Genomic DNA, 25,125 nt, shown 5'->3' with positions numbered 1-25,125 from the left:
GTTTTGTATTTCTTGATAAAATTAAAAAAATATTTTAAATATACAATGGTTTCCTGTATTTTATTTTTCAAATAAACGATAAGGATATATGTTTGATGAAGAATCTTTCAGTTTTAACAGAAAACTTTCTCGCAAATATTCCCATTCCGAAGAACTTATTCTTTCTGTCTGTTCTTCATTTTTTAAAAGGAAAATATCTATTGTTCTGCTAAACCCTCCCTTTAACGATACTTCCTTTTTTGTTCCTTTCTGTACTTCTATTCCCGAAACCATACTTTTAAAATGATTCATCCCAAATGCTTTGATGTCTGCAATGGTAACCACCCTGCCTCTGGTAAGAAGCGCATTCCGGTACTCCAGAATTTTGTCCTGCGATGATAATTTTTTTCTTCCTCCAAAAGATGCCTGAATCAGTATTGCAGTATTATTCAACACTTCGCTTCCTTCCTGTGTACACACTGTTGCCGGTTTAAGATTATTACCCTCTTCTGCAGAAGTTGACCAATAAGAGATAAAGCATCGGAAACTTTTTTCCGGATTTCCTGCTGATATAATAAGATAAGGATTGCTGCTCTGTATAAAATTCTTTTCTTTCGCAGTTTGATGGAGTGACGCTACATTTTGATTGAGTTCCCGCAAGGTTTCTACAGCAGAATCGCCTCCCATTCCCGCAAATGCAGAGGTCTCATCTTTGATGAGTTCTAGAAGATACTGCAACAGCTCAGAAGCGTTTCTTTGGTCGAATCTTGAGACCCCCCCTTTTCTAAGCAATGCGGAAACACCCTGACTTTCGGATTCATAGTTTTTAAGATCCAGACGTTTTCCGTACTCATCCGCAACATAATCCAAATCTAAAAATGAATCTTCTTCTACTGCAATGGGGATGATATTCATTCTGCCTTTTATTCTATGATCCGTCGTTCCGTATCTCGTATTGATGACAGGAATACAATTGAGTGCAAAACGTACATTTTGTAAAATATCTGGTACTATAGCTTCCGAAAATTTAAACTTCAGCCAGATCACATCTTTGTTTTCTCCAGCTTGGTGTCCCACGAAATAACGGGTAAACAATTCTTCGTGTTCCGGAATATCTTTGAAATCCAGATGACCTGTAAGAGTGAAAAAATTAGAAAAATAATATTGGTTGACATCATGATAAATCTGTTCCAGATCCGAATAATTCTTGGCAATAATGCTGCCTAAATTCAAATGACCGTTTTCTACATTGTAGCCCTCCTTCAACGGATATTCTTTATTTCCAAAATATACCTTTGCCTGCTTCATATAATAAAAGAAAAGTTCTTTTTGGTAGGCATTGTTGATATTGATAAAAAACTGCAGATCTTCCAGACTTTCTCCGTTCGGACAATGAATCCCAACCCACATTTCTCCCGAAGGAATGTGATTTTCTGCTTTTCCTATTGTATCATCGTAGAAAAAACTTTCTATTTGGTTCAGTACATTTCCATAAGCAATATACTGAACCCTTCCTGTGGTCAACTTGGACTTAAGGGTAGGACTGAAAAACAAATCTTTAGTCGTAGTCTCGGTAGGATTATAGATATTATGCTGTTTTTTAGTAGTTCTAAAACGGGTAAACAATGATAATTCGGCATTATTCTCCAGCGGGTTTACCTGCAACAAAGTTCTCGCAGGAATAACTCCCGAAACTTCTTCAGGAAACATCACCTCCAACACCCTTTCTATAATTCTGGAGCGGGAACTTTCTAATTCAAACCCTAATTTTTCCAATTCAGCGGCACTTGCCGAAAGCAGTAAACTTACAATAGGATCAAAAGAGGTTTCAGCTTCCAATTCGCTATAGCCCCACATTCTTGCGGCTCTTCTTAATATACGGTCTTTGATACGGTCTTGCTTCATACGATGATTGATAGTTGTCGATGTCAGTTGGTGGTTTGCGGTTTGTTTTTTAATCTCTAATACGAAAGTGGTCCTACAAAGAAGGAATTACTGAACATAAAAGGACGGTTGGTTTCCAAAACAGTTCCTTTTATCAGAATAGATACCTTTTTTTTCATTCTTCTTTTTCCCAGTGTTCCCAGGTTATGATCATTGATTGTCACTTCTACATCTTCTAATCTGATTCTCTTTTCGTAGATGGTAACTGATTTTTTGAGTGTATCTGCTATAAATTCTTTCAGACTGTTGTCACTTTTCATGATATCAAAGTCCATTTCCCAAATTTCAGAACCGTATGTTTCATCAAACTTACATTCTCCAAAAGAGGTAGTGGCAATTAAAAAAATATGCTGATGGATAGATGTTTCCAATGATATCTTTTCTGCGTCTTTTTTTTGGGTCAGGCTTTCAAAATCGAAAGGTATCTTATAATAAACTCCTTGCATGGCTTTGTTTTTGGTTTTCGGTTGATGGACTTTAGTTGATGGTTTTTTACTTTTTTGCCGCGATTCTCTATAAATAAATTATTTTCTTAATATTCCCTTTATCATCATATTCAAAGTTTTTAGGAATTTTTTTTCGTTTGATAATCTGTAATTCTACTTTTGGGGTCAGTTTCAAAAATTTCTCCCTGTACAGAATATCACCGATAAAGCTTTTTCCCTGATCTTTGTCTGCAACTACGAAATATTGAGAGATTTGTTCAGGAAGCTTAAGTTCATTTAAATCTCCTGCATAAAGCAAAACATTTTGTCCATTATTTGAAAGTTCATAAGTAAGTGCGTCCTGTGACAATTTTCGATATTTGGAAATGTCAAATTTTTCCAAATATTCTACCTGCGGCTCAAAAGGAATATTTTCGTATAAAAAAGAAGTGGTATCGAAACGTTTAAACCCGAAAAATGACAGAAAACTTTTTCTGGTTTTGGAAGTCACGAAATTCAAAGTATCTCTGGTAATCTGATAAGCATTGGTTTCGCCGGTTTTATCATCCGTGACCGTCAGTTTATAGGTAGGAACTTCCAGCTCTTTATCATTGATTTTAAGTGAAATCTTCCCTGCTTCCTGATCCGAAATCACCAAGATAATGGTATGTTTTTTCATGGCAGAATCAGTACGGACAATGATCTCATCATGCGTATCACTTGGTGATCCTTTCTCTTTGGACATTCCTAAATTTAGGTTAAGTTCCGGAAGTGGACTCATTTTTATTTTGGTTGTTGGTTATCGGCTGCTTGTTCTTGGTTGCTTACTCTTGCTTCTTGGCTTTCGGTTCTTTCATCTTGCTTATTCTTTTTCACTTTCACTTCATCAGATTTCTTTATCTTATACTGAAGCAGACAATCCAACGATTGCTGAATATGAGCATTGTGCACCGTATTTACGTACATCTCAAAATTCTTTTTGTAAGTATAAATCCTGATTTGTGTAATTTCGTTCTGCAAAAGCTTTGCGATTTCCTTTTTATTGAGCTGTCTGGCAAAAAAAGATTCACAATTAATTGGATATTCATTTTTTAAGGTAATTACTTCTCCTGATTTAAATTGAATATCCACATTTTTTTCTTTTTTGATACAGATATTGTCTTCAAGAATTCGCAAATACACATACAATTTGCTTTTTCTTTTACCAAACTGCACAGTAGCATACACAAATTCTTCGTTGTTTACTCTCAGCTCTATTGGTCTAGTGCTTGCAAAAAAACGCTTATCCAGGCGTTGTTTTGTCTGGGTGATACCGCAGTCAAAAGGTACATATTCTGTGGAATCTGCATATTGGTGTTGAGCATTGAAAAAAGACGCCCAAAATAAAAAACTGAAAAACAACAAGTTATGGAATTTCATATGTATATTATTGAACCTGATACAATTGTCTGCAAACCTCCAGATCGGTTTTCATTTTGTCGTATTCTGCTTTCAAAGTTTTGTTGATCGTGCTTAAACTATCCATTAAAACCTGATTGCCAGAAAGCTGCCTGATCTGCTTTTTTGCATCAATCAAATCTTTGTACGTCATGATGGTATTGTTGTACATATTTTTATTTTTCAGAGTATCTTTCGGCAACTGCTTATACATATCTGCCAAAATAGACAGCGACAGTTTCTCGTTGAAAAAATCATTCTGCTTTGGCATTCCCATAGAATCTACTGCTGCTTTTACTTTTTCCAACTGAAAAGAAAATTTATCCTGAATCTCCATTTCTTTTTGCATCTTAACATTTTCTTTCTTGAGCAAACTGTTTTCCTTAAACGGAAAATACGCATTGAAAAATACTGCTGAAACTAAAACTACGACAGTAATAACGAAGAATAATACGAAAAACCAGTAGGCTTTGTTTCGTTGTTTTTGATTAAGAACCTCCATATAGTGTTTTTAACTTTAATAATAATTGATGATTGAAAAATGATAGCTGATAAGTAGATTAATCTGCCAAAAATGTCCGGCTTCGTTTTGCATGAATGACGGCTTCCTTATCGTCTGTATTTTCAGATACAAAGATGCTTCCGTCTCGTTTTTTACCTATGTAATCTAATCTGCTTAAGATAGAGAATAAGTCTTCCAGCGTTTTCATAAACCTTTTAATTTTCGAAATCACTATATCCATTTGGTTATGGCTGTAGTCGGCATTGATGGTTTCTGAGAAAATCACTTCAAAATCTCCCTGGCTTACATTGCACCACTCGGCAAAATAATTGAGCAACTCTTCTTTGCCTGCTCCGGAACGAGCATCAATAAAATTCTTTAAAACCCTTGCCAAAGCAACTACAGACAACAGCATATTTGCCGGTGGTGTGTGTGGAGACATCCATCGAAATCTGTTGATTTCCACTCCCAGATAGTTTAATGTTTTATCAGACATTCTTTCCATCATCATCGCCAAATCTGTAGATTGCTTTTTAACATGAATTTTCTGAGCTATTTGCACCGAATACAATTCAATTTGTCCATAAAAACGATCAATTTCAGTATATAATTCCTGCAACTTTTGATGGCTGGAAACACTGATGCTTGGCGGAATGTAGTTCTCATCAATTTTAGATTCTCCTGCATTGACCAATATTTTTCCGATGGTCAGATAATTGGCTCCGAAACCAATTGTATTCTTCAGTTCATCCTCCGGAATTAAATTAAGCGAATATTCCGGGTGTGTATAAGGATAACGGGGCGGGTTTTCTTCGGGATCCGGCTCTCCATAAGGTGCTCTTTTAAAATGGTTAACCGAAATACAAGCGAGTAAAACAGCAGTTTCATTTTCTTTCAGTTCCCTGACAGCTTCAGGATAGGGAATAGACAAACTTAAACTTTCTGACGTTCCGATGATGTCTATTCTTGAACCATTAGGCGTAATGGCGTGACATTCTTCTACCTTTATTCTTAGTAATTTGTGATTATCTATAATAAGATTCATCTTTATAGGCTCTGCCACCGGTAATAATCCGTAATTCATCATTGAAGTATGAATCCCTACCGAATCCCGAATAGAATCGCTTACAAAATTCTGCACATCTAAAAAATGGCTTTTATTGATCTTCATCCCGTCGATCCAGTTCACGGGGAAGTGGTTTAGTTTTTCTATCATTTTGTCTATGGTTTAATTGTTGTTTACTCGTTCATTATCCTTCTCCTTGTCATACTCAAAATCAGTTTTTCTATCAATAGCTTCTTTACCCAAAACCTGATCGGTTCTCATACAGAAGATAACGCTGTTTTCTTCAATGCCATTCATATAAAGAGTAAGTTTAGGATCGATGTATTTGGTAGCTTCATACCATTTGGGCTGCAGGAAAAACACCCATTCAAATAATCCGTTTTCATCTTCGATCTGTATTTTTTCTCCCGGATGCCTTTCGTTATAATCAATTACAAAATTGTAAAACAATCTTCCGAAGTCTATTCTCGTAGGTCCCTTTCCTCTATAAACACTATATTTGGTTGCGCTTTTATCTTTGTCCATCAAAAAAGTGAACACCACCAAATCTCTCATTTCATCATCACTCACTCCGGCTGCTTCTTTGTAATTTTCAGGAAACTGCCATGTAACATATACTTTTGGCGGAATGGCCATTGCACGGTTAAAGGTATCATTCAAAAATGTTGGAATAAAAAACACAATGAAGTGCCCCAACATGAGATAGGTGAGTTCTGTTCCGTTAAGAAATGAATAAATAAGCATAAAAGGAACCGCTGAAAAGAATACTGCGAGTAAAGTAAAAAGATATTCCATCCCGGACTTTTTGAATCCAAACTTGTCAAAATATGCCCTGTAAGCATAACAATGAATAATTCCGATAATCAGCGAACAGATTTGATAAAAAATAAATTCGTATAAATGATTGTCTGAAAACAGCTTGTTGTAACCCAATAATGAAATGATAGCATATACAAATGCCATCGAAAACAAATAGATATAGAATTTTGATTTGTATTTCTGCTTAAACTCAGCGGTTTTCTGTGAGAAAATCATGGAAAGTATGATGCAGACTGCAATAGCAACGAGAATAACGACCAGCAGTTGCGGATCGAATAAGTTGGAAAAATATTTTTTTATTTTGCTCATATACACGTGTTATATCCTAATATAGGTTCGGTTTGGTTATCAAATTCAAATTTTTGTTTTTCGTCGGGAAGCAGAACGATCGTTTTTATTTCCACTTCTATAGGAAAGAAATGCTCATAAAACATTTCTACAAATTTTTTCTTGTTTCCGTCATGGATAAACTCAGTGAAGGCCACATTTTTCAATGGCCCTATTCTAATATCCAAGTGCCTGGAATAATCATCATAACTGTTTCCCGTGATAAAATCTAGCCCCAATCTGCTTTCTCCTAATAAAATACCCTGATCCTCATCAGAATATTCCTGATACTCCCGATCAGTGACTTTTACCTCTTCTTCCAATAAAACAGAAAGTATATGTGCTGCTAAAGGAATATCTCCCACAATTTTGTATGCAAACGGCAATAGTTTGATAAATTTTGAAACCAGAAATGGCGGAAAATCCCGGCTTATATTCCAAAAATCATAAAACATTGCAGGAGCCTGACTTCCGTTGAGCTCATGCAGGAAATTACTTTCGAATGTTTCGATCTCTACCCCATATCTGAAAAACTCGTTCTCAAAGGGCTGAAAAAAATTTCTTGCAGCTTTTTGTTGTTTTTTGCGATTTCTGTATTCCTTAATCATTGAATCGACACCCTTGCCGGGTGCATCATTTTTTGACTGATGTGCTATTCCTTCAGGAAGCATATCATAAATACTGTCTCTGGAAAGAATAAGCTTTAGCAGCTGTGCACTGTCATATTCAAAATCTACAATCTCAGTATTCAAAATATCAAAACGGTAAGCACGGCTAAACTGTCCCTCTTTTTGAATAATATATTGGTCAGAATCAATATCACCTGCTCTTAACAAGTCGCTGATAATTACTTCAGCTTTCACATCGTAATTAAAACGGGTGATAAGTTGTGAAAGGTATTCTAAATGCTCCATAGCTATTCCTTCTCTTTTAGTCTTCCTGCTGCAACGTATCTTAATTGAAAATACTCATCATTGAAGTCATAGATATTTAAACCTTTAGCTGTACAGGCCAGAATACGATCATTATGAAGATAAATCCCTACATCGGAAATAGGATGAAATTTATCGTATCGGAAGAATAAGATATCACCTTCTTTCAAAAAAGTACGCCCTGTAAATAACTGCAGGGATTTTGAACGGAAAATTCCATCAGGAGTTTTAGGAAATGTTTCTTTGTAAATATCGCTATACAATGCCTGAATAAAATAGGAGGCTTCTACCCCTACCTGTTTTTCCAGCATCTGTTGTTTGTAAGGGGTTCCAATCCATTCATCCAGATATGAATATAGTTTGTAGTCTCTGATTTCTTTAGGCATTACTTCCATAATGATGGAGTATTTTTCCTTTATTCTCAGCGTGTCGTCATTCAATCCCTGCGGGTTATCATCAACCTCAGAATAAACCGAAGACGTTTCTTCTTTCTCATTAGATTTCGCAGTGGCAAAATCATCCGATGAGTATTGGTAAGGTATTTCGTAAATATATTTTTTGCTGCTACAGGAACTGAAAAAAATTCCTAAACAAAGAATAAGAAGTAACTGATTTTTTTTGCTATTCATCTGTCTATATATTTTTATAGTTCAGATGTCACGCCTATCATCCTAGTTTTTATTTAAAATCGTCGTATGTAGTCGTTTCATCATTTTTTTAAGTGTTTCAACAAATGTATTAATTTTTCTGAATTAAAAAGTACATTTTAATGAAAAAAAGTTGTGCGAAATTAAAATGCTGAATATATTTGTATGAATACAAAAACATGATGAAAAAAATAAAATTAAACTTTCTTCCGAATATTGACCCTAGAATTTATCTCAGTTTCGGTCTCGTTTTTCTCTTAAGTCTTATCTTTTTCATTTATCAGTACTTCCGTCATATTGATTGTGAGAATGCAAAATATATTGTTCATGCAGACGAATTTTTAGTAAATCGTGTGGTAGAATTTTATGACAATACTGAGGGAGCTGCTTCGTGGAAATGGGATTTTGGAGACAGCACCGCCATTGATAACCGGCAAAGAACTTTTCACCAGTATAAAAAACCCGGCGAGTATATTATTAAATTGACCATTAACGGAACGTGTACTCACGAAAAACTGGTAACCATTTCCAGCATCAGCCAACAAAACGGGTACTTACCTATTATTATGGCTCCCGATGTTGCATTTGTAGGAGATGCCGTTCAATTTAACGCAGAAAAAGAAGATGGAGAATCCTGGGAATGGAGTTTCGGAGAAACGGCCGCAACAGATGCTTTGGGAAAATCACCTGTTTATAAATTCAAGACGGTAGGTGACAAGAAAATAACTCTCATCGTCAATGGAGATGTTGAGCATACTGCGGTAAAGACAATTTATGTAGCACCAAAAAACATACGGGCAAAACAAAAAATAGACATTAAATCTTACGAATTTGAAAAACCCCATGTCGCTTTTTCTCTTCCAAAAGGTGATGCTCAAAAAGATCCTTTGGTAGATATGCTTCAGTATATCCCGGTTTCACCAAAAACAAAATCTAAAAAGGATTCTATTTTTGCAGAAAAAAAGGCACCGGAAATTTCTAATGAACAGTTTCAGTTGTTGCTGAATCAGGTGGCTGCACAGGTCAAAACAAAAGATGATTTCAAAGATTATCTGTGTGGTAAATATGACATTCCAGTGGTGGTAAACAATGACAAGCTTATTTCTTTTGAGCAATTCTGTCAAAATATCGCAGGCAAAAAAATTAAAATAACGGCATTAAGACTCAATAAAAATCAAAAAAACTGCATTCAGAATATCAATATTCAATACAAAGTCAAAAAATATTTGATTTGGATGAAGGAGTAAAAAATTAAACACAAAACCGATGAATCAAGAAGAAGTAACCTACAATCAGGAAGTCACCAAAGCAATCAATATTGCCCAAAAAATAGGACGAGAAAACCTAAACGCTTATTACACCGGAGCGCACCTTATAAAAGCCATGCTCACCAGAGATTTGTCATTGCAAAAACATCTGGAGGCTCTCGGAGTTGACGTTTTTTATCTGGAAGAATGGGCAGAAGTAAGGATTGAAGAACTCCCGAAATCGCCCAACAAGTACTCTTGCGAACCCGATGAAATTATCGATGAAATTTTCGCAGAAGCCGATTCGGTGAGAGAATTATTAGGCGAAGAAGAAATTACTCTTTTTGCAGTAATGATTGCCATCAGTTCTCCCGGAGTTGCCTTCAACTTCGATCAGATGAAGACTTTCCCTATTTCAAGAAACGAATTATTAAAAGACACTTCCGCTTTTGGAGCTTCAGAAATGAAAGGAACCGCAGAGCTTCCAAAAAAAACAAACAAAGGATTTGTACAAAAATACTGCACCAACAAAAAAGAGCAGGTAAAAAAGAAAAACAAAAAAGAACTTTTAGTAGGCAGAGATACCGAGATCAATAAAATCACCGAAATCCTGTGCCGTTTCAGCAAACAAAATGTACTGATTATCGGTGATCACGGTGTGGGAAAAACTGCTTTGATAGAAGGTTTCGTGCAGAAAGTTTTATTAAAACAAATCCCCGATATTCTTTCCGGTCTGGAAATTTTTGAGCTGGATATGGGTGCACTTATCGCTGGAGCGTCTTACAAAGGCGAAATCGAAGATCGGATTAAAAACATTGCCCAAGAATTAAAATCAATCCCCAAATCGGTGTTGATTATTGAAGAATTTCATTCTCTTTTCGGAAGCCACGGAAGTGATTCGGGCATTGTCAACCTTTTGAAAAGTGAGCTTTCCAATGGTTTAACCCTTATTTCTACTTCAACCATAGAAGAATACACCAAAAAAATTGAAAAAGAACAAGGGTTGGCAGGAATGTTTGAGCTCTTAAAACTCGAAGAATCCAGCGATGAGATTCATCTCAGAATGTTGAAACAGACTTTGGAAGAGTATCAGATTCATCATAAAATTACCATTGATGATCAAACGATGAGAGAAGCCATTCGTCTTTCCGAGCGATATATGAAGGAGAAAAGCCTACCCGCATCTGCGATTGATTTGATTGATCATACCATGTCTGTACTTAAAACCGCAGGAGAATCATTTTTAAAAGAAAGAAATCATCTGATCACGAAAATTATTCATCTGGAAGACAATACAAATAACTACACGGAAGAAGAACGAAAAGTGCACGCTGATTGGTTGCTGAAAGATCTCATTGAAAAAACTAAATACCTGATCAGTACAGCAGATGCTCACGAAGAAGAAAACATACTTCCAAAATTTGAAAATGCGGATGAAATTTTAAAATTTTCCCGTGTGCTGATTGAAAAAACAGAAAAAATAGCTCAGGAAAAAAGAACGCATATCACAGAGTTCGATTTAGGATTGATTATTTCTCAAAAAACAAATATCCCAATCGGAAAACTGAAAGAGGAAGAAAAACAAAAGCTCAACGATATGGAAAGCGTACTAGCACGGAGAGTAGTTGGGCAGGATCACGCCATCACGATTGTCTCGGAAGCGGTTTTGGAAACCCGCTCGGGATTAAGCAAACCGGGACAGCCAATCGGTTCATTTTTCTTTTTAGGACCAACGGGAACCGGAAAAACAGAACTGGCAAAATCATTGGCAGAATTTCTTTTTCAAGATGAAAATGCCATCATACGTTTCGATATGTCCGAATTTAAAGAAGAACATTCTGCTGCACTTCTTTACGGTGCTCCTCCAGGATATGTTGGGTATGAAGAAGGTGGGCTTTTGGTTAATAAAATCCGTCAAAAACCATATTCTATTGTTCTTTTTGATGAAATTGAAAAAGCACACGCCTCAGTTTTTGATGTGTTCCTCCAGATTATGGATGAAGGAAAACTGCACGACAGACTCGGAAAGGAAGGCGATTTCTCGAATGCCATTATTTTATTTACTTCCAATATCGGTTCAGAATTTATTGTAGAATCCTTTGGAAAAGGAGAAATTCCTCCATCTTCAAAATTACTGGAAATGATGAGCCGTTTCTTCCGCCCGGAATTCTTAGGAAGATTGACAGAAACCATCCCATTTGCCCCCATCAGTAGAAACAATGCACTGAAAATTTTTGAAATCCATCTTAAAAAAGAATTGCTGGATTTAGCTAAAAATCTGAATATCGAACTTGTTATCAGCCAAGAAGCGAAAGAGTATCTTTCCACAGAAGGTTACGACATCAAATACGGAGCAAGACCTCTGAAAGGCGTAATCCGCGGGAGATTAAGAAGACCTTTGGCGAAAAAAATTGTTGCCGGAGAATTCAAAGATGGTGACAAAGTGGAAGCGACTCTAAAAGGCGACGAAATTGTATGGAAGAAAATGGAATGAGATATGCCATTCTATTCTGAAGTATAAAAACTAAATATTTAAGACCTCTTTTGTAAATATAAAAGAGGTCATTTTGTTTAATCCTTCTTACACAAAGCATTAAGATAGAACGCTACCAGTAGGGCAAGAGACACCTTCGTCTCGTTATTGGATTAAAAACCTTACAATCCATCAAAACTTAATTAAATACCATCATTGTTTATCTTTTACAAATTGCAAATGCTCGCTTCGGTAAGTGATTTAAGATACAAGACCAAGTCGGTTATTGATTCTTCGAATACATGAGACAAGTATTTTTACTTATTCAGGGAAAACTAAATTGTTTGATTTTGAACAATCTAAGACCGTAGAATGTTGTAATGATGTTGTCCAAGATTAAGGCACAAAAAAAACTCTCTTAAAAAGAGAGTTAAATAACTGATTGCTAGTTTTTTCTGTAGCGAAGACGGGAATTGAACCCGTGACCTCAGGGTTATGAATCCTGCGCTCTAACCAACTGAGCTACCTCGCCGTTTTGGTGGTGCAAATATATAAAATATTTAATACTCACCAAAATTATTTCGCATTTAAATAGTTCAAAACGTCACCTACATGATCTGGTTTGCTGATAATCTTATTGTTAGCATCCAGAATAAAATAACTCGGTGTTGCATGAACATTATAAGTTTCTGCATAAGAACTATTCCAACCTCTTAATTCCGAATCATTAATCCATGGGAAGACAGCAATTTTCTTGGTATAGGAGTCTTTGTCAGAATCTAAAGAGAGTCCTATAACTTGAATATTTTTAGCTTTAAGTTCGTTATACTTTGCCAAAAGTTGCGGAAGCTCAGTTTCGCAGTGAGAGCATGTGGAAGACCAAAACACGATTACTTTCTTATCTGCTTTTACATCTGCGATAGATTTCGCAATGGTATTAACAGCCGACTGAAATTTATAATTTGGAAATAGCGCACCTATTTCAACATTGGCATTTGCTTTTAAAGTAGAAGCCAAACGGTCTGTGATCGTACACTTAAGATTTTTTGCCAGTGTTAAACATTTACTTTTAAACTCGGTCATTTCATAAACATCGAAAATATCTATCAATTCAGACAAAACAATCTGTCCGCGGGGAGTTTCTACTTTCAAACGATCCAATAACTTATCAACTGATTGTGTCACATTTGTATTACCGCCATTATTAAGATATGCAACTAAAATAGGGCGTATCAGCGATGATGACTCCAGCATATCATTAGATTTATCAAAGAAATCTATCACCTCATCCTGGTTTACTTTTTTAGTGGCATCATTTGATAAATATTTAGCATAATTAGTATTGTAATAATATATAAAAGGATGCTTTATCTGATCGACACTACTTGAGCCGGAAAGCTTTCCCATCTCAGCAATCAGTGCTTTTCCGAAATCTGTATTATCTTTATAATATTCTTTAATCTGAGACAAAGCAGGCAGAATAAGTTCCTTTTTCTGTGAATAATCCTGAATACTGTTCATCAATTCATTAGCTTCATCCTGATAAATGATATTCTTAATTTTGTTGTTTTGAGTTTCAAATTTAATATTCACATTCTTATTCTCAGAAATAAAGTTTATGCTATTGTTGGTATTTGGAAAAAAAACTTTCATCATACCAGAATAGTTTGTAGGATATTTAAAAGTGAAAGAATTGTTTTTGTTTTGTTCCTTGGTTACAATAATATCTTTAGAACCGTTGAGGGTATATAAAATAGCTTCCTGCTCTTTAAAATCTGATGATGCCTGAATAGTCACAGAAAACTGAGCCTGAAGACAAAATGCGGATAACATTCCCGATAATAGTAATAATTTTTTCATGATGTAAAATTAAAAAAACTCCCCAACTAATCAGGGAGTTTAAAATTTTTTAATAAAATTTTTATATTTTTTGTGTCTTGTATTTTTTAGCAAAAAATGCAATCATTAAAATCGCTGCAATTGCCAGAACATAAACGTACATATCAATTGGTGAAGACGGCCTACTACACGGATCACCTGGAAAACAAGGTGTTCCGGCACCATTCGACTGAGCACTTGCTACACCGCAAAATACCAAAAACAGTATAAAAAATACTTTTTTAAGAAGAAATTTCATCATTTTTTGTGTTATTTAATTAATATTTTTGTGTTGACAGTAGTTCCTTCATTTCCTACTACTCTTACAATATATCCAGCTTTAATTCCAGAGTCTAATCTTATCACAAAATCTGAATTGGTTTTAACAGATTTCTCTAATATTACAAGTTTTCCGCTCGCATCAAACACCTCAACAGAAGCCGATTTCCAATCTGGATCAAATCTTACGATGTAATTACTGATATTTGGATTGTATGTTACAAGAGTTCTTGATTTTGGCTTAATTTCGTTTGTGTTTAATGTACCAGTTGGAAGTCCATAAAACAAACCATAATTAGTATTACCATTTACAGGAATTATATCTCCTTGTTTAGCCTGCACAGCCTGTCCATTACCAACAGTATAGTAAAAACCATTACCCCCGGATAACAGATGTGTTGCATTAGGGACTAAATTTGTATCATCTCTGATCTCAAATTTCAAAGAAGCAACATTAGAACCAAATATGCTAAGATCGATTCTTTTACCTAAATAGTTTGTTTCATTAGCTTCATTAATATACAATCTATAAGCAGATGCAAAATTCTGATCGATTGTTCCATTAGGAGTTTCTTCAAATGTTTGAATAATTGCTGAAGTATTAGTCATTGCCTGTACTGAAGCAGCACTAGGATTTGTGAAGTTCCCTGTACTAAACTGAGGTGCAACTACATAATAAGTTTCACCAATTTGATTTCCCGCTGCATCCAATGCTAAAACACCTAGTTGCTTTATTGCCCCTGAATTAGTATTCTTGGCTGCTGTAACACCATATTCTGTTCCTTCAGCTCTTGGTGTACTACTAAATCTTCTAAGGTTATCAAAATCCATAACCTGAGCAGTTGAATTTCTTAGTTTTATTTTGAAAGTACTAAGAGGCTTGATGATTAGGGTAGCAAAATTACCTACCGGTTTATGACTAACTTCATCAAAGTTTACAATCTGTGTAGCCGCATAGTTTGATGTAGTACCAGTTGCAGAATTATAAACTACATTCTGTGGATCAGCAACTATACCCCAAATATTTGTAAATGCATTGTTATCATGTATTGTTCCAGGTTCTTGCCAGCCAATAAATGATAAATCCAGATTTGTTAAATATGGGTTTGAAAATTGGTAAGTATACTTACCGAAAGTTGTTGATGTACTCCAAGGTACTGCACTATCAAATGAGTCGAAAATATAAGTATTATATTTTTCGCGGTAAACATTTTGATTGTTGCCTAAAGTTCCGAAATTTACAGAAGCGGGGTTCAAACTCATACTATTACCAGCAGAAATACCATCTGCAAAAGGTGTTCCTTTTACGGTATGTAATAATGTAGTATTAAGATCTGCTGAACCTAATGCAAAATATGCAGTTCTATCAGCTGATGTTGTGGATGAAGATACATCTATAGTAATACCCGGTGTGGATGCATTAGGAATAGGTGCTGATGGAATAATCGAACCGTCCCATCTCAAATTGTCATTGCTCCATTTCAGGATCTCACGCCCTTGCCATCTTAGGTTATTAAAATTTCCTCCCATTTCAGTACTGAAACTAGAAAATGATTTTCCAATAAAAGGTATACCAATCTGCTGATAAGAACCATGCTCTGTTGCAGCATATTCTTTATTTACAATACCCGTTATATTATTTTGGGGAATCCCCTTGATATATAACTGACCATAAGTTGAAACTACCGGCGTGGAGGGTTCATTTAACCGGATAACAACATTAGAAGGATTGGGAGTTCCCAGAGTGGATACCGTTCTGATATCATCAGAAGTTGTACCAACAATCATCATGTTACCATGAAGATCAATAATTCCGCTTCCTTTTGATTGTAAACCGCCGCCATTGTAGACTAAGGTTCCTTTGCTGACATACATGTTAGCAGTATCATCTACATGTAGTAGAACATTCTGTGCCTGAATTGAACCAGCAATTGCTAAAAGGCCTAGAGCTAATAAATTTTTTTTCATTGTATAATATTTATTTGTGTTAATACAATCTTCACCTGCAAAGATATAATTTTTTTTTAAAAAAAATATTAATATTAATTATTAATCAAAATATTATCTTCTTTTAATATGATTTCTTCATCTTCTCCAATTGAGAACATATAGTCTTCAAGCACTTTTTCAGTGGTTCCTCTAAGACCTCTTGCACCCAAACCTTTTTCCATTGTTTCGTCTACTATTTTCTCAACAGCACTTTCCGTAAATACAAGTTTCGTCCCGTCCATCTTAAAAAGTTCCACAAATTGGTTGGTGATCGAATTTTTTGGTTCAGTCATGATTCTCACCATTGTTTCCTTTGTCAATTTCTCCAAATAGGTAATAATCGGGAATCTTCCGAGAAGCTCTGGAATCAGCCCGAAAGAGCGAAGATCAATTGCATTAAGATTTGTTAATATATAATCATCCTCCCCTGTTTTATTTATTTTTTCAGAACTAAATCCAATTGCCTGCTTATTCATTCTTCTTTCGATGATTTCTTTGATGCCGTCAAAAGCTCCTCCTGCAATAAAAAGAATATTCTGGGTATTCACCTGAATGTATTTCTGATCCGGATGCTTTCTCCCTCCCTGCGGCGGAACGTTTACAATGCTGCCTTCCAAAAGTTTAAGCAAACCCTGCTGCACCCCTTCTCCGGAAACATCTCTCGTGATACTCGGATTATCAGATTTTCTTGCAATTTTGTCAATTTCGTCAATAAAAACAATTCCTTTTTCTGCTTTTTCCACATCATAATCTGCCACCATCAAAAGCCTTGACAAAATACTTTCCACATCTTCACCTACATAACCGGCTTCTGTCAAAATAGTTGCATCCACAATACAGAAAGGAACATTCAATTCTTTAGCAATGGTTTTTGCCAATAGTGTTTTTCCTGTACCCGTTTCACCAATCATGATGATGTTTGACTTTTCAAGCTCAACTTCACGGTTTTCATCTTTTGCATGAAGCAATCTTTTATAGTGGTTATAAACAGCAATAGAAAGTTGTTTTTTAGCCTGATCCTGTCCGATAACGTATTGATCAAGAAACTCTTTGATCTGTTTTGGTTTTTTCAATTCCTCTATACTCTGCGCAGGGGCATATCCTGTGGGAGACACGCTGTCTTTTACGATAGAATGAGCCTGCTCTATACAGTTTTCACATATAAATCCGTTTTGCCCGGAGATCAGCATTTGCACTTCATTTCTTTTCTTGCCACAGAAAGAACATTGGTTTGCATTCATTTTTATTTAATATATAATTGAAAGAAAATCGTAAAAAATTTCTTTTTTACGACCTTCCTTTGCTTGTTAAGAATTAATTATTGAATTTTGAATTTCTGTGTATTCTTCCACAGATAATTTCAGCCGCTGGTTTTTAAAGTTCATATCTTCAACCTTATTTAAAGGAATAAGATGGATGTGCGCATGAGGCACTTCAAGCCCTACAACAGCAACCCCGACTCTTATGCAGGGAATGGCGTTTTTAATTTTTTTTGCCACATCCTGAGTAAATCCCCAAAGATTTTTATAATCTTCGCTATCCAGGTCAAAGATCAAATCGACTTCCTTTTTAGGAACTACCAAAGTATGACCTTTCACCAAAGGCATTGCATCTAAAAAAGCAACAAAATCATCATTTTCCGCAATTTTATAAGCTGAAATTTCGCCATTGATAATCTTTGTAAATATTGAGCTCATCTTAAACTGATATGAATTATAAATTTTGGTGATTAATCAAGCGTGATTTCCAACACTTCAAAAGACAGCTTGTTCCCGTTTGGTAAGACAATTTCTGCCGTTTCGCCAATCACTTTCCCCAGCAATCCTTTTGCAATAGGAGTATTTACCGATATTTTACCGGTTTTCAGATCACTTTCATTATCCGGAACCAATTTAAAAACCTGTTCTTTTTTGGTGTCATTATTCATTAATCGTACTGTTGTCAAGATTGAAACTTTTGAAGTATCAAGCTGAGTTTCATCAATCACTTTAGAAGTCGTAACAATATCTTTTAGCTTAGAAATTCTCATTTCCAACATTCCTTGTGCTTCTTTGGCTGCATCATATTCTGCATTTTCCGACAAATCTCCTTTATCTCTTGCTTCTGCAATCTGTTGAGTAATCTTGGGTCTTTCTATCTTCTCCAATTGCTCAAGCTCGGCTTTCATTTTCTCTAACCCTTCCTTAGTTACATAGCTCGCCATAATTTTAAAATTTTGTTTTAGTATAAAAAAATAATCCGACATTTGTCGGACAATGTTTTTGCGTGTTAATCGTTATTGTTTTACAAATATATAAAAATTTATATTGAAATGAAAAAAACTTTCTCTACCATATCATTTTTCATCTTACTGACTTTCAGTTTATTAAACATAAACTCATGTGGCAGCAATGAAGACACAGTGAGTTGCTTTCCGGACTCACCAATAAGTGTAAATCTGAATCTGAATCTAGCCGCATACAACAACCTAAACTACGTGGGGCAGCCCATTTACATCAACGAGCAACAATCCGGAACACGCGGACTTATTGTAGTAAGAACAGCAGATTCACCTGCATCTTTTAAGGTTTATGACAGAAACGCACCTCATCTTTGCCCGGAATCTAATACTACTTTAGAAATAAAAGACAACATCAGCATTGTGTGCCCGAAAGATAATGCAACATGGATTTTAATTACAGGTCAGCCAACCGCAATTTCTTCAGTTCCGCCTAAAACATATTTCTGGAATTACGATCCTGCAACAAAAAATCTCAATCTTTATAATTAAAAATGAAAGTAGTCATACAGAGAGTCTCTGAAGCGAGTGTAAAGGTAAACGGAGAAATAGTGGGGGAAATCGGAAAAGGACTCCTGCTTCTGACAGGAATTGATGAAAATGATGAAAAAACCGATGCCGACTGGCTGATTCAGAAAATTTTAAATCTAAGAATTTTCGGGGACGAAAATGACAAACTTAATCTGTCTGTAAAAGATATTTCCGGAGAAATACTCTGCATCAGCCAGTTTACATTGATTGCCGATTACAAAAAAGGCAATCGCCCTTCTTTTATCAAAGCCGCAAAACCAGACAAAGCAATCCCTTTGTTTGACTACTTCAAACAGGAAATCAAAAAATCAGGTTTAAAAACTGAGAGCGGAATCTTCGGAGCAGATATGAAAGTCTCGTTACTCAATGACGGACCTGCCACCATTACGATGGATTCTATTACAAAAATTTAGAACAGGGCAACTTTTTGGTTAAATTTCCATATATATTTCACACTAGCATATAAAAAAATTGAGTATTATTTCACTTAAAATTGATTAGTTACCAATAGTTACGATTAACCCCAATCAACCATAATCACCATTTATTAAAATATTTGATAAAAATATGTCATTATGGTAACATTATTAACATTTTATTAGTTAAATTTAAGAACCAAACCTAAATTAAATTGCTATGAAAAAATGTTACATTTTGCTCATCCTTCTTATTTTTGGATACAGCATAAAATCACAAGTGGGAATTAATACCAATAATCCGAAATCTACACTTCATCTTCAGAAGAAAGAAGAAATTACATTTGCCGACGGCATTATACCACCAAGGATTTCCGGAGATTCATTAAGATTGAAAGAAGCCGCTTATACTCCACAACAGAATGGAGCCATTGTGTATGTTACATCTCCGGCAACCACTACCGGACCAAAAACGGTGGGTGTGATATCCAAAGGAATCTTTATTTATGATGCATTTGCAAATAACGGCAGCGGAACAGGGCTTTGGAATGTATTACCCGAAGGTCCTGTAACCCCTTCAACCAATACCGGTGACGGTGCATATGCATCCAGATCAGGAGGAGATTTATCTTTATTAAACCTATCTCTTACTTTATCAGGGTCTACTCTTAATTTCTTAAGATTACCAACTGCAAGCAACTCAACACCAGGAAGTTTCCCGATCGTGGATGTAGTAAACACATCTAATATTACAAATACAACCGCACCTCTCGGAGGATCTTACTATACAGTTCCGGCAAACGGTATTTATCAAATAAATTACAGTTTTCGGCTTGGATCAGGAATTAACCTGTCTCTATTGGGCAGCGTAAGACCGGGTATTGTTATCACAAGCTCAACTGCGGGTACCACAACGATTAATACGACAAATACTGTAATCCTTGATAGAAAAGAATATGGTGGTGTTGCCAGTCTTGTGAATACAAGTGCAATCTCAGAAGGAAGAATAAGTCATTTATATACCCTCACAGCAGGTCAGCAATTAAGATTTGGGACAATCTCAAGCCCGATCAGTATAAACCTTTTATCAGATGCCTTTGCAGAAATATCCATCTACAGAATCAAATAAATTCAAAGACAACAAAAAAATGCTTTCTCAGAATTTTGAGAAAGCATTTTTATTTTAACATATAATTGATATTATCTTACAGGTACACTGCTGAAATTTAAAGCCACTTTCAGATTCATATCAGAAGTTGTCTGATTTTTTAGTTCATACACCGTTCTTACAGTTACACCTGTACTTTTTACAACTTCATCCAAATATCCGTTGTCGCTGTTTAAATCTAAATTTAAACTGGATGAAGTTGATGAAATATCTGATCTTGACGCAACCAGTCTCTCATTGGTTCCCGTAGATGAAATATAAACTTTCACAGATTTCAAAGCACTTAAATTTCCACCTGCCGGAGAAACCACTGAAATTTTGGCATCAGAGATTCTTACATCTTTGATCTGAGCATTATTGTTACCGCCAAACCAGGTCTGCACATTTGTTGCTGTAGCTGTTGAAGAAACTTCTTTATTCGCAGGAACTCCCGTTGAAACCAAAACATTTGCCGTATAAGGAAAGGTATTCTGAATAACCGACTGAACGGTTCCGCAACTTACCAAAGCCATTGAGGCAATGACAGCTGCTGAAAATATATTCTTCATAATAATACTTGTATTAAATTAAATTAAATTCTAAAGTTCATTTGCATAAACTATACCAAATCTATTCTACACTCACAGAAAAGCTTCCCGTAGTTTTTCCTTCCGCCATATTGTTTTTACCGATAATAAGCCAAACTTCTCCGGGTTTTGGGACATCATAACTTATTTCCCTCATGAAAGGTCCGTCCATTTTACCATCCGGAAGCTTGATCTGATTAAATCTGATGTTAAAATCCTGCTGCTTTGTTGAGATTTTTGCGGTGATTTTAGATTTATTGAAATTGGAAATTTTAAGGATCAATTTATCATGCTTATCTGTAAATTCTTCACCAATAGTGAACGGAAGACGCTCTCCATCAGCCAATCTCACGATAACCCTATCTTTTTCTTCTCTCGCAACACCTGTACGCAAAACTTCTTTTGTAACAGGAGAATTATTGATCACAGAATCTCTCTGAGTTTTATCTACAGAATCAAATCCCGAATTTGGGGCAGGTTGCTCACTTACAATGACAGAATCTTTTTGGGGTGCATCAGAAACCGGAGCTTCTTTTTTGCATGATAAAATCATTAATGGTATCAATAATAAGACTGATTTTTTCATAATAAATATATTTTGATCTTTATAATTCACCTGATGTTGTTTGCTTTTAAACAACAAAGTGATTTTATAAACTACTTTTGAATGGTTTCAAAATAAAGGATCTTCGACAGGAAAGTTTCTGACCTTTCATTTTTCACGCTTTCTAGAACCTCTTTTTTCAGTTGTGTGTCTCGTTTTTCTTCCGCATATTCCAGCAGATGTTTCTGACTGAAATTGATTGAAGCTAAATGGTAATTGATCATAAAATCGTTTCTTTTCATGTTTTGAGATGTGATGATTCCGCCCCAGTTGATATAACTACATGCTAAAACTGTTCCATAAAAATACCAGATCATTGCATTGAAAAGAAAGACATTTCTTTTCTTCATCTGAATTTTAATAAAAGTCATTGCCAAACCTACTAAAGACAAAATCAGAAAAGCATATACTCCCAAACGTTTGTAGGTAAACCCATAATTAACAACATATTCTGTGTTTTTCAGCATGGCAGAAATAACCAAAACTGCATTTAATATAATCCAGATTTTCACTAAAATTTTCATCAAACCTGCCTTCGGATCGAAATTGAAATTTGATTTAAAATAAAACATAATCACCAGAATCGCCATTATAATTGACATGATGACCGCAATTACTCTTTCATGTGTTTCTTCAGATAACTGATTGGGAGTTTTTACTATTTCATAAAACTGCTCGTAATTAAAAGTTGCAATGAAAAATACCAGCAGAATATTTAAACAAAAGAAAGAAATCACGCCGCTCATTCTTTCAGAATTTAAATCTAAAAAAGAATAGGTCGGCTTCTGAATTTTATCCTGATCGTTAAATTCATTTTCGAGAACATGATTTTGTTTGTAAATCAGTTTTTCCACAGAATAATTCCAGAAATTAAATGCAATAAAAAATCCTAAAATTGTAATGACCAACAATTGCCAAAAATTAATATCAAGCTCGTAATCGCTAAAAACACTGGCAAAATGATCACTTCCGGCAGAATAAATTCCGAAGAAAATAGAGATCAGAATCAAAGGAATCAATATAAATGCTAAAGTTTTCTGCCAAAGTCCGGAAGTATTTGTTTTTGGAAGCCAGGAATCAAAACTGAAAAAACGGCAAATGAAAGTAAAACAGTTAACCACGAAAACGGGAATCAATAAAAGAATTTTCATCCTTCTGTGTTTTGATCGGTAAGACAATAGCAAAAGTGAAATTACAACCGCCAGAAGCGAGGGAAAATCTCCGTACCAGGCGAAAGCTATGCTCGAAAGCACGCTTGTCACCAACAGGATAAGAAAAGTTTTGGTTCTGTTTTTCTCAGGCGTTTTGAAAAGCGTTAATAACGAGTAAGCAATCCCTAAAATACCGAGATTGAGACCTACGTTTTCATTATAAAAAAGAATAATGAATAAAGCGGTTGTAAGAAATATATAATGATGTGTTTTCATGAGTTTTTGATGTAAGGTTAAGTTTTAGATTAATAAAAAACCTGTGTTTCTTTGTTTCTGAAAAAGTCTTTCAGATTTTCAAAATTCTGCCACAGAAGTTCTTCAAAATTGATATGATGGAATGCTCTCATCTTTTGACCTTTTTTGTAGGCATTGATGTACATTTTATAATATTCAGGAAGAATTATGATTCCCAATCCTATTGCGGCAAGAAGATGGGCATTCATTTTTCCGTTTCCTAGCAGGAGAAACTGCATGGCGATCTCGTCTTCAAAGTTGGTTCCACAACCCGTAATGAGATGATGAACATCATGATTTTCCATCTTAGGAATCATTGTAAAACCGTGACGCTTGTAAAACTCACCCAATTTTCTTCCCAGAGAATCTTCCTGAAATTCCAGCAATTGTTTTTCGTTAAACTGCCATTGTCTTTTTTTCTTTTTAAAGTATTTTCTGTAGAGTTTCTGAGTTTTGTCGTAAACGAACAAGAGGAATTTGACGCGTATTTTTTTCATAATATATAATTCTAATATAATTTATACAGAGTAATGTTTGTCATTTCGTAGCAATCTAAATTTTTGAATTTTAACAGCATTGAGATTCCTGCGGAATGACAAAGACACTTTTTATTTTCATTAGATTGAAAACAATAAGACATTTTTCTAAAGATTTAAGATTGAGAGACCGATAATAGCATATAGAATTGCAATAGGAATATTTATCAGAATAATTCCTGCCGATTTGTAGCAAGTATCAAGGTAAATTTTATTGAAAAAACCATATATAAGTAAACATGCAATAATAAATAAATTAAACATCGAACCAAAAATCAAAAGCATAAAACCATAGAATGCAAAGTCTTCATCCTTAGTAATCAGATAACCGAATAAACAAATATTTCCTAAAATGAATGAAAGCCAAAAGAAGAATTTACCTGTAGTGAGAATATTTTTGTTTTTCATAATACTGTTTAAGCCTGAGTTAAAGTAAATACTGTAATTTCCGGACGTACCATAAATCTTACCTGAAAAGAATGTCCGATTGCTCGATTGATGTACAGCATTCTTCCGTCTTCAAGATCAATTTCGCCTGAAACATATTTCCTGTTATTGACGGGAAGAATTGGTGTGATCACTCCGGGAATTCTGCATTGTCCGCCGTGAGTATGTCCGCTGAGAATCCAGCCTTGATAACCGTTCCAGACATCTTTATCGCAAACATCGGGATTGTGACAAAGCACAATATTGGCTTTTGAAGAATCATAATCTTTCATCACTTTCATCGGATCAAAATTGGGCGACCACAGATCATCGAAGCCGATAATATTTAAACCGTGCGATTCTTTGTGTTGATTTTTAAGCATTGTAACTCCTGAATTTTCAAGAATTTCGCAGATCGTTTCTGAAGAACCAAGGTCTTTCCAATTTTCTCCATAGTCGTGATTGCCAAGAATACCGAAAGTTCCCAACTTCCCGTAGATTGCTTTTTCCATTACCTTTTCAAGACTTTTGTGATCTTCCGGAGTTCCGTGATTGACGAAATCTCCGGTATAAACCACAAAATCTGGATTGAATTGTTGTGCTTTCTGAAAAGATTCGATCAAAAAATTCCAATCGAAACGGTTTCCGACATGCAAATCTGAAATCTGCATCAGAACTTTCCCTTCCAATTCTCCAGGTAGATTTTTGATCGGAAGTTTTTTTTCGACAAATTCCACCCAAAAAGGTTCGATTTGCCATGAATACAAAACAGGAAAAGCTCCGATCGCAGAAAGTTGTAAAAGTCTTTTGAGGAAATGTTTTCTGGTCATTTTAGTAAATCTATTTTAGTGAAATTTGAATTTTAAAATCTCGCAGATTTAAGGGATTAAGCAGATTCTTAATTTCCCGCGAAAGGAGTTCCGAACAGACCGACAGCCAATTCTGCCCAAGTGAGAATAAGCAACAAAACAATTACTACACTTATCAAAATTTTGTAGTTTTTATTTTTGACAATTCTTTGAATCAAATCAATAAGAAAAGCCGTTCCGAATAAAAGAATTGCAGCAATCCCAAAATCACTTGCTGACCAATTAAATTCTTTAGAAATAATATTTCCGATAAAAGGAATGCTTAATAAAACTGCAGGTGTAGCGTAAATGAACGTGGTTTTTTGTTTCTGTGTAATCATTTTTTTAGTTTTAATTATTAAA

General features: G+C 35.1%; 27 protein-coding genes and 1 tRNA gene. 5 read left to right on the top strand and 23 right to left on the bottom strand.

The window, feature by feature from the left end; translation table 11 throughout:
- Nucleotides 1-60 precede the first annotated feature (60 nt).
- From AC4FQ5_RS15880 to AC4FQ5_RS15840, 9 genes are all read right to left on the bottom strand, one after another.
- Nucleotides 61-1,884 (bottom strand): type VI secretion system baseplate subunit TssF, encoded by a 1,824-nt coding sequence (locus AC4FQ5_RS15880; protein WP_491144865.1) that lies wholly within the window; start codon nucleotides 1,882-1,884, stop codon nucleotides 61-63.
- Between the two features lie 56 nt (nucleotides 1,885-1,940).
- A complete protein-coding gene (locus AC4FQ5_RS15875; protein ID WP_491144863.1) occupies nucleotides 1,941-2,369 on the bottom strand; it encodes a GPW/gp25 family protein in 429 nt (142 codons plus the stop codon).
- A 67-nt stretch (nucleotides 2,370-2,436) separates the two neighbouring features.
- A complete protein-coding gene (locus tag AC4FQ5_RS15870) occupies nucleotides 2,437-3,129 on the bottom strand; it encodes a hypothetical protein (protein ID WP_491144861.1) in 693 nt (230 codons plus the stop codon).
- 2 nt (nucleotides 3,130-3,131) lie between these two features.
- Complete coding sequence (locus AC4FQ5_RS15865; RefSeq protein WP_491144860.1) at nucleotides 3,132-3,767, bottom strand: hypothetical protein; 636 nt, start codon at nucleotides 3,765-3,767, stop codon at nucleotides 3,132-3,134.
- A gap of 7 nt (nucleotides 3,768-3,774) precedes the next feature.
- Nucleotides 3,775-4,287, bottom strand: coding sequence for a type VI secretion system TssO (gene tssO / locus AC4FQ5_RS15860; RefSeq protein ID WP_491144858.1), 513 nt, complete (start codon nucleotides 4,285-4,287; stop codon nucleotides 3,775-3,777).
- 58 nt (nucleotides 4,288-4,345) lie between these two features.
- Nucleotides 4,346-5,503 carry a hypothetical protein gene (locus AC4FQ5_RS15855; protein WP_491144856.1) on the bottom strand — a complete coding sequence of 386 codons (1,158 nt, stop codon included), beginning with the start codon at nucleotides 5,501-5,503 and terminating at the stop codon, nucleotides 4,346-4,348.
- Between the two features lie 12 nt (nucleotides 5,504-5,515).
- Nucleotides 5,516-6,481: a TssN family type VI secretion system protein gene (locus AC4FQ5_RS15850; protein WP_491144854.1), complete on the bottom strand. Its 966-nt coding sequence runs from the start codon at nucleotides 6,479-6,481 to the stop codon at nucleotides 5,516-5,518.
- Nucleotides 6,478-7,413, bottom strand: a complete 936-nt coding sequence (locus AC4FQ5_RS15845) for a type VI secretion system baseplate subunit TssG (protein WP_491144852.1) — start codon at nucleotides 7,411-7,413, stop codon at nucleotides 6,478-6,480. Before AC4FQ5_RS15845 ends, AC4FQ5_RS15850 begins: the two co-directional genes overlap by 4 nt.
- Before the next feature lie 2 nt (nucleotides 7,414-7,415).
- Nucleotides 7,416-8,060 carry an NlpC/P60 family protein gene (locus AC4FQ5_RS15840; RefSeq protein WP_491144850.1) on the bottom strand — a complete coding sequence of 215 codons (645 nt, stop codon included), beginning with the start codon at nucleotides 8,058-8,060 and terminating at the stop codon, nucleotides 7,416-7,418.
- A gap of 197 nt (nucleotides 8,061-8,257) precedes the next feature.
- Between AC4FQ5_RS15840 and AC4FQ5_RS15835 the strand changes: the two genes are divergently transcribed.
- On the top strand, nucleotides 8,258-9,325 hold the full coding sequence (locus tag AC4FQ5_RS15835; RefSeq protein ID WP_491144849.1) for a PKD domain-containing protein: 1,068 nt from the start codon (nucleotides 8,258-8,260) through the stop codon (nucleotides 9,323-9,325).
- A gap of 19 nt (nucleotides 9,326-9,344) precedes the next feature.
- On the top strand, nucleotides 9,345-11,819 hold the full coding sequence (locus AC4FQ5_RS15830; protein ID WP_491144847.1) for an AAA family ATPase: 2,475 nt from the start codon (nucleotides 9,345-9,347) through the stop codon (nucleotides 11,817-11,819).
- A gap of 437 nt (nucleotides 11,820-12,256) precedes the next feature.
- Here the strand turns inward: AC4FQ5_RS15830 and AC4FQ5_RS15825 are convergent.
- The 7 genes from AC4FQ5_RS15825 to greA form a co-directional block, all read right to left on the bottom strand.
- Nucleotides 12,257-12,330 (bottom strand) — tRNA-Met (locus AC4FQ5_RS15825).
- Between the two features lie 44 nt (nucleotides 12,331-12,374).
- Complete coding sequence (locus AC4FQ5_RS15820) at nucleotides 12,375-13,658, bottom strand: redoxin domain-containing protein (protein WP_491144845.1); 1,284 nt, start codon at nucleotides 13,656-13,658, stop codon at nucleotides 12,375-12,377.
- 61 nt (nucleotides 13,659-13,719) lie between these two features.
- A complete protein-coding gene (locus AC4FQ5_RS15815; RefSeq protein ID WP_491144843.1) occupies nucleotides 13,720-13,938 on the bottom strand; it encodes a signal peptidase in 219 nt (72 codons plus the stop codon).
- An 8-nt stretch (nucleotides 13,939-13,946) separates the two neighbouring features.
- The gene (locus AC4FQ5_RS15810) at nucleotides 13,947-15,830 is read right to left on the bottom strand and encodes a T9SS type A sorting domain-containing protein (protein ID WP_491144841.1); all 1,884 of its coding nucleotides are present in this window, start codon (nucleotides 15,828-15,830) and stop codon (nucleotides 13,947-13,949) included.
- Between the two features lie 167 nt (nucleotides 15,831-15,997).
- On the bottom strand, nucleotides 15,998-17,185 hold the full coding sequence (clpX, locus tag AC4FQ5_RS15805) for an ATP-dependent Clp protease ATP-binding subunit ClpX (protein WP_491144839.1): 1,188 nt from the start codon (nucleotides 17,183-17,185) through the stop codon (nucleotides 15,998-16,000).
- A gap of 66 nt (nucleotides 17,186-17,251) precedes the next feature.
- Nucleotides 17,252-17,641, bottom strand: coding sequence for an HIT family protein (locus tag AC4FQ5_RS15800; protein WP_491144837.1), 390 nt, complete (start codon nucleotides 17,639-17,641; stop codon nucleotides 17,252-17,254).
- A gap of 32 nt (nucleotides 17,642-17,673) precedes the next feature.
- Entirely contained in the window at nucleotides 17,674-18,147 is a 474-nt protein-coding gene (gene greA / locus AC4FQ5_RS15795) for a transcription elongation factor GreA (protein ID WP_047446862.1), read from the bottom strand.
- A gap of 108 nt (nucleotides 18,148-18,255) precedes the next feature.
- On the opposite strand from greA, the gene AC4FQ5_RS15790 reads away from it, so the two are divergent.
- The 3 genes from AC4FQ5_RS15790 to AC4FQ5_RS15780 all read left to right on the top strand — a co-directional run bounded on the left by AC4FQ5_RS15790 (nucleotide 18,256) and on the right by AC4FQ5_RS15780 (nucleotide 20,298).
- The gene (locus AC4FQ5_RS15790) at nucleotides 18,256-18,714 is read left to right on the top strand and encodes a hypothetical protein (protein ID WP_491144835.1); all 459 of its coding nucleotides are present in this window, start codon (nucleotides 18,256-18,258) and stop codon (nucleotides 18,712-18,714) included.
- 2 nt (nucleotides 18,715-18,716) lie between these two features.
- On the top strand, nucleotides 18,717-19,166 hold the full coding sequence (gene dtd, locus AC4FQ5_RS15785; RefSeq protein WP_491144833.1) for a D-aminoacyl-tRNA deacylase: 450 nt from the start codon (nucleotides 18,717-18,719) through the stop codon (nucleotides 19,164-19,166).
- 223 nt (nucleotides 19,167-19,389) lie between these two features.
- Entirely contained in the window at nucleotides 19,390-20,298 is a 909-nt protein-coding gene (locus tag AC4FQ5_RS15780; protein ID WP_491144830.1) for a hypothetical protein, read from the top strand.
- Nucleotides 20,299-20,369: 71 nt separating this feature from the next.
- On the opposite strand, the gene AC4FQ5_RS15775 is transcribed toward AC4FQ5_RS15780, so the two are convergent.
- From AC4FQ5_RS15775 to AC4FQ5_RS15745, 7 genes are all read right to left on the bottom strand, one after another.
- On the bottom strand, nucleotides 20,370-20,885 hold the full coding sequence (locus AC4FQ5_RS15775) for a hypothetical protein (protein WP_491144829.1): 516 nt from the start codon (nucleotides 20,883-20,885) through the stop codon (nucleotides 20,370-20,372).
- Nucleotides 20,886-20,946: 61 nt separating this feature from the next.
- The gene (locus AC4FQ5_RS15770) at nucleotides 20,947-21,489 is read right to left on the bottom strand and encodes a hypothetical protein (RefSeq protein ID WP_491144828.1); all 543 of its coding nucleotides are present in this window, start codon (nucleotides 21,487-21,489) and stop codon (nucleotides 20,947-20,949) included.
- A gap of 71 nt (nucleotides 21,490-21,560) precedes the next feature.
- Nucleotides 21,561-22,934: a DUF4153 domain-containing protein gene (locus AC4FQ5_RS15765; RefSeq protein ID WP_491144826.1), complete on the bottom strand. Its 1,374-nt coding sequence runs from the start codon at nucleotides 22,932-22,934 to the stop codon at nucleotides 21,561-21,563.
- Between the two features lie 29 nt (nucleotides 22,935-22,963).
- Nucleotides 22,964-23,449, bottom strand: a complete 486-nt coding sequence (locus AC4FQ5_RS15760; protein WP_491144824.1) for a Coq4 family protein — start codon at nucleotides 23,447-23,449, stop codon at nucleotides 22,964-22,966.
- 147 nt (nucleotides 23,450-23,596) lie between these two features.
- Nucleotides 23,597-23,896, bottom strand: coding sequence for a hypothetical protein (locus tag AC4FQ5_RS15755; protein WP_491144823.1), 300 nt, complete (start codon nucleotides 23,894-23,896; stop codon nucleotides 23,597-23,599).
- 8 nt (nucleotides 23,897-23,904) lie between these two features.
- Nucleotides 23,905-24,744: a metallophosphoesterase gene (locus AC4FQ5_RS15750; protein ID WP_491144821.1), complete on the bottom strand. Its 840-nt coding sequence runs from the start codon at nucleotides 24,742-24,744 to the stop codon at nucleotides 23,905-23,907.
- Nucleotides 24,745-24,812: 68 nt separating this feature from the next.
- Nucleotides 24,813-25,103, bottom strand: coding sequence for a hypothetical protein (locus AC4FQ5_RS15745; protein ID WP_491144820.1), 291 nt, complete (start codon nucleotides 25,101-25,103; stop codon nucleotides 24,813-24,815).
- Between the last annotated feature and the right edge of the window lie 22 nt (nucleotides 25,104-25,125).

It is taken from the genome of Chryseobacterium sp. DT-167 (genome assembly GCF_058310155.1).
The sequence above is the reverse complement of the archived record's forward strand: the minus strand, read 5'-3'. Positions and strand labels throughout refer to the sequence as shown.

Excerpts from the sequence above, each read along its gene's own strand:
- AC4FQ5_RS15845 (WP_491144852.1), bottom strand. The coding sequence starts at position 7,413 with ATGGAGCATTTAGAATACCTTTCACAACTTATCACCCGTTTTAATTAC.
- greA (WP_047446862.1), bottom strand. The coding sequence starts at position 18,147 with ATGGCGAGCTATGTAACTAAGGAAGGGTTAGAGAAAATGAAAGCCGAG.
- AC4FQ5_RS15790 (WP_491144835.1), top strand. The coding sequence starts at position 18,256 with ATGAAAAAAACTTTCTCTACCATATCATTTTTCATCTTACTGACTTTC.
- AC4FQ5_RS15875 (WP_491144863.1), bottom strand. The coding sequence starts at position 2,369 with ATGCAAGGAGTTTATTATAAGATACCTTTCGATTTTGAAAGCCTGACC.
- AC4FQ5_RS15835 (WP_491144849.1), top strand. The coding sequence starts at position 8,258 with ATGATGAAAAAAATAAAATTAAACTTTCTTCCGAATATTGACCCTAGA.
- AC4FQ5_RS15815 (WP_491144843.1), bottom strand. The coding sequence starts at position 13,938 with ATGATGAAATTTCTTCTTAAAAAAGTATTTTTTATACTGTTTTTGGTA.
- AC4FQ5_RS15830 (WP_491144847.1), top strand. The coding sequence starts at position 9,345 with ATGAATCAAGAAGAAGTAACCTACAATCAGGAAGTCACCAAAGCAATC.
- AC4FQ5_RS15755 (WP_491144823.1), bottom strand. The coding sequence starts at position 23,896 with ATGAAAAACAAAAATATTCTCACTACAGGTAAATTCTTCTTTTGGCTT.
- AC4FQ5_RS15820 (WP_491144845.1), bottom strand. The coding sequence starts at position 13,658 with ATGAAAAAATTATTACTATTATCGGGAATGTTATCCGCATTTTGTCTT.
- AC4FQ5_RS15880 (WP_491144865.1), bottom strand. The coding sequence starts at position 1,884 with ATGAAGCAAGACCGTATCAAAGACCGTATATTAAGAAGAGCCGCAAGA.
- AC4FQ5_RS15765 (WP_491144826.1), bottom strand. The coding sequence starts at position 22,934 with ATGAAAACACATCATTATATATTTCTTACAACCGCTTTATTCATTATT.
- AC4FQ5_RS15855 (WP_491144856.1), bottom strand. The coding sequence starts at position 5,503 with ATGATAGAAAAACTAAACCACTTCCCCGTGAACTGGATCGACGGGATG.
- AC4FQ5_RS15810 (WP_491144841.1), bottom strand. The coding sequence starts at position 15,830 with ATGTATGTCAGCAAAGGAACCTTAGTCTACAATGGCGGCGGTTTACAA.
- AC4FQ5_RS15745 (WP_491144820.1), bottom strand. The coding sequence starts at position 25,103 with ATGATTACACAGAAACAAAAAACCACGTTCATTTACGCTACACCTGCA.
- AC4FQ5_RS15840 (WP_491144850.1), bottom strand. The coding sequence starts at position 8,060 with ATGAATAGCAAAAAAAATCAGTTACTTCTTATTCTTTGTTTAGGAATT.
- AC4FQ5_RS15780 (WP_491144830.1), top strand. The coding sequence starts at position 19,390 with ATGAAAAAATGTTACATTTTGCTCATCCTTCTTATTTTTGGATACAGC.
- AC4FQ5_RS15800 (WP_491144837.1), bottom strand. The coding sequence starts at position 17,641 with ATGAGCTCAATATTTACAAAGATTATCAATGGCGAAATTTCAGCTTAT.
- AC4FQ5_RS15760 (WP_491144824.1), bottom strand. The coding sequence starts at position 23,449 with ATGAAAAAAATACGCGTCAAATTCCTCTTGTTCGTTTACGACAAAACT.
- AC4FQ5_RS15870 (WP_491144861.1), bottom strand. The coding sequence starts at position 3,129 with ATGAGTCCACTTCCGGAACTTAACCTAAATTTAGGAATGTCCAAAGAG.
- AC4FQ5_RS15750 (WP_491144821.1), bottom strand. The coding sequence starts at position 24,744 with ATGACCAGAAAACATTTCCTCAAAAGACTTTTACAACTTTCTGCGATC.
- AC4FQ5_RS15775 (WP_491144829.1), bottom strand. The coding sequence starts at position 20,885 with ATGAAGAATATATTTTCAGCAGCTGTCATTGCCTCAATGGCTTTGGTA.
- dtd (WP_491144833.1), top strand. The coding sequence starts at position 18,717 with ATGAAAGTAGTCATACAGAGAGTCTCTGAAGCGAGTGTAAAGGTAAAC.
- clpX (WP_491144839.1), bottom strand. The coding sequence starts at position 17,185 with ATGAATGCAAACCAATGTTCTTTCTGTGGCAAGAAAAGAAATGAAGTG.
- AC4FQ5_RS15865 (WP_491144860.1), bottom strand. The coding sequence starts at position 3,767 with ATGAAATTCCATAACTTGTTGTTTTTCAGTTTTTTATTTTGGGCGTCT.
- AC4FQ5_RS15770 (WP_491144828.1), bottom strand. The coding sequence starts at position 21,489 with ATGAAAAAATCAGTCTTATTATTGATACCATTAATGATTTTATCATGC.
- AC4FQ5_RS15850 (WP_491144854.1), bottom strand. The coding sequence starts at position 6,481 with ATGAGCAAAATAAAAAAATATTTTTCCAACTTATTCGATCCGCAACTG.
- tssO (WP_491144858.1), bottom strand. The coding sequence starts at position 4,287 with ATGGAGGTTCTTAATCAAAAACAACGAAACAAAGCCTACTGGTTTTTC.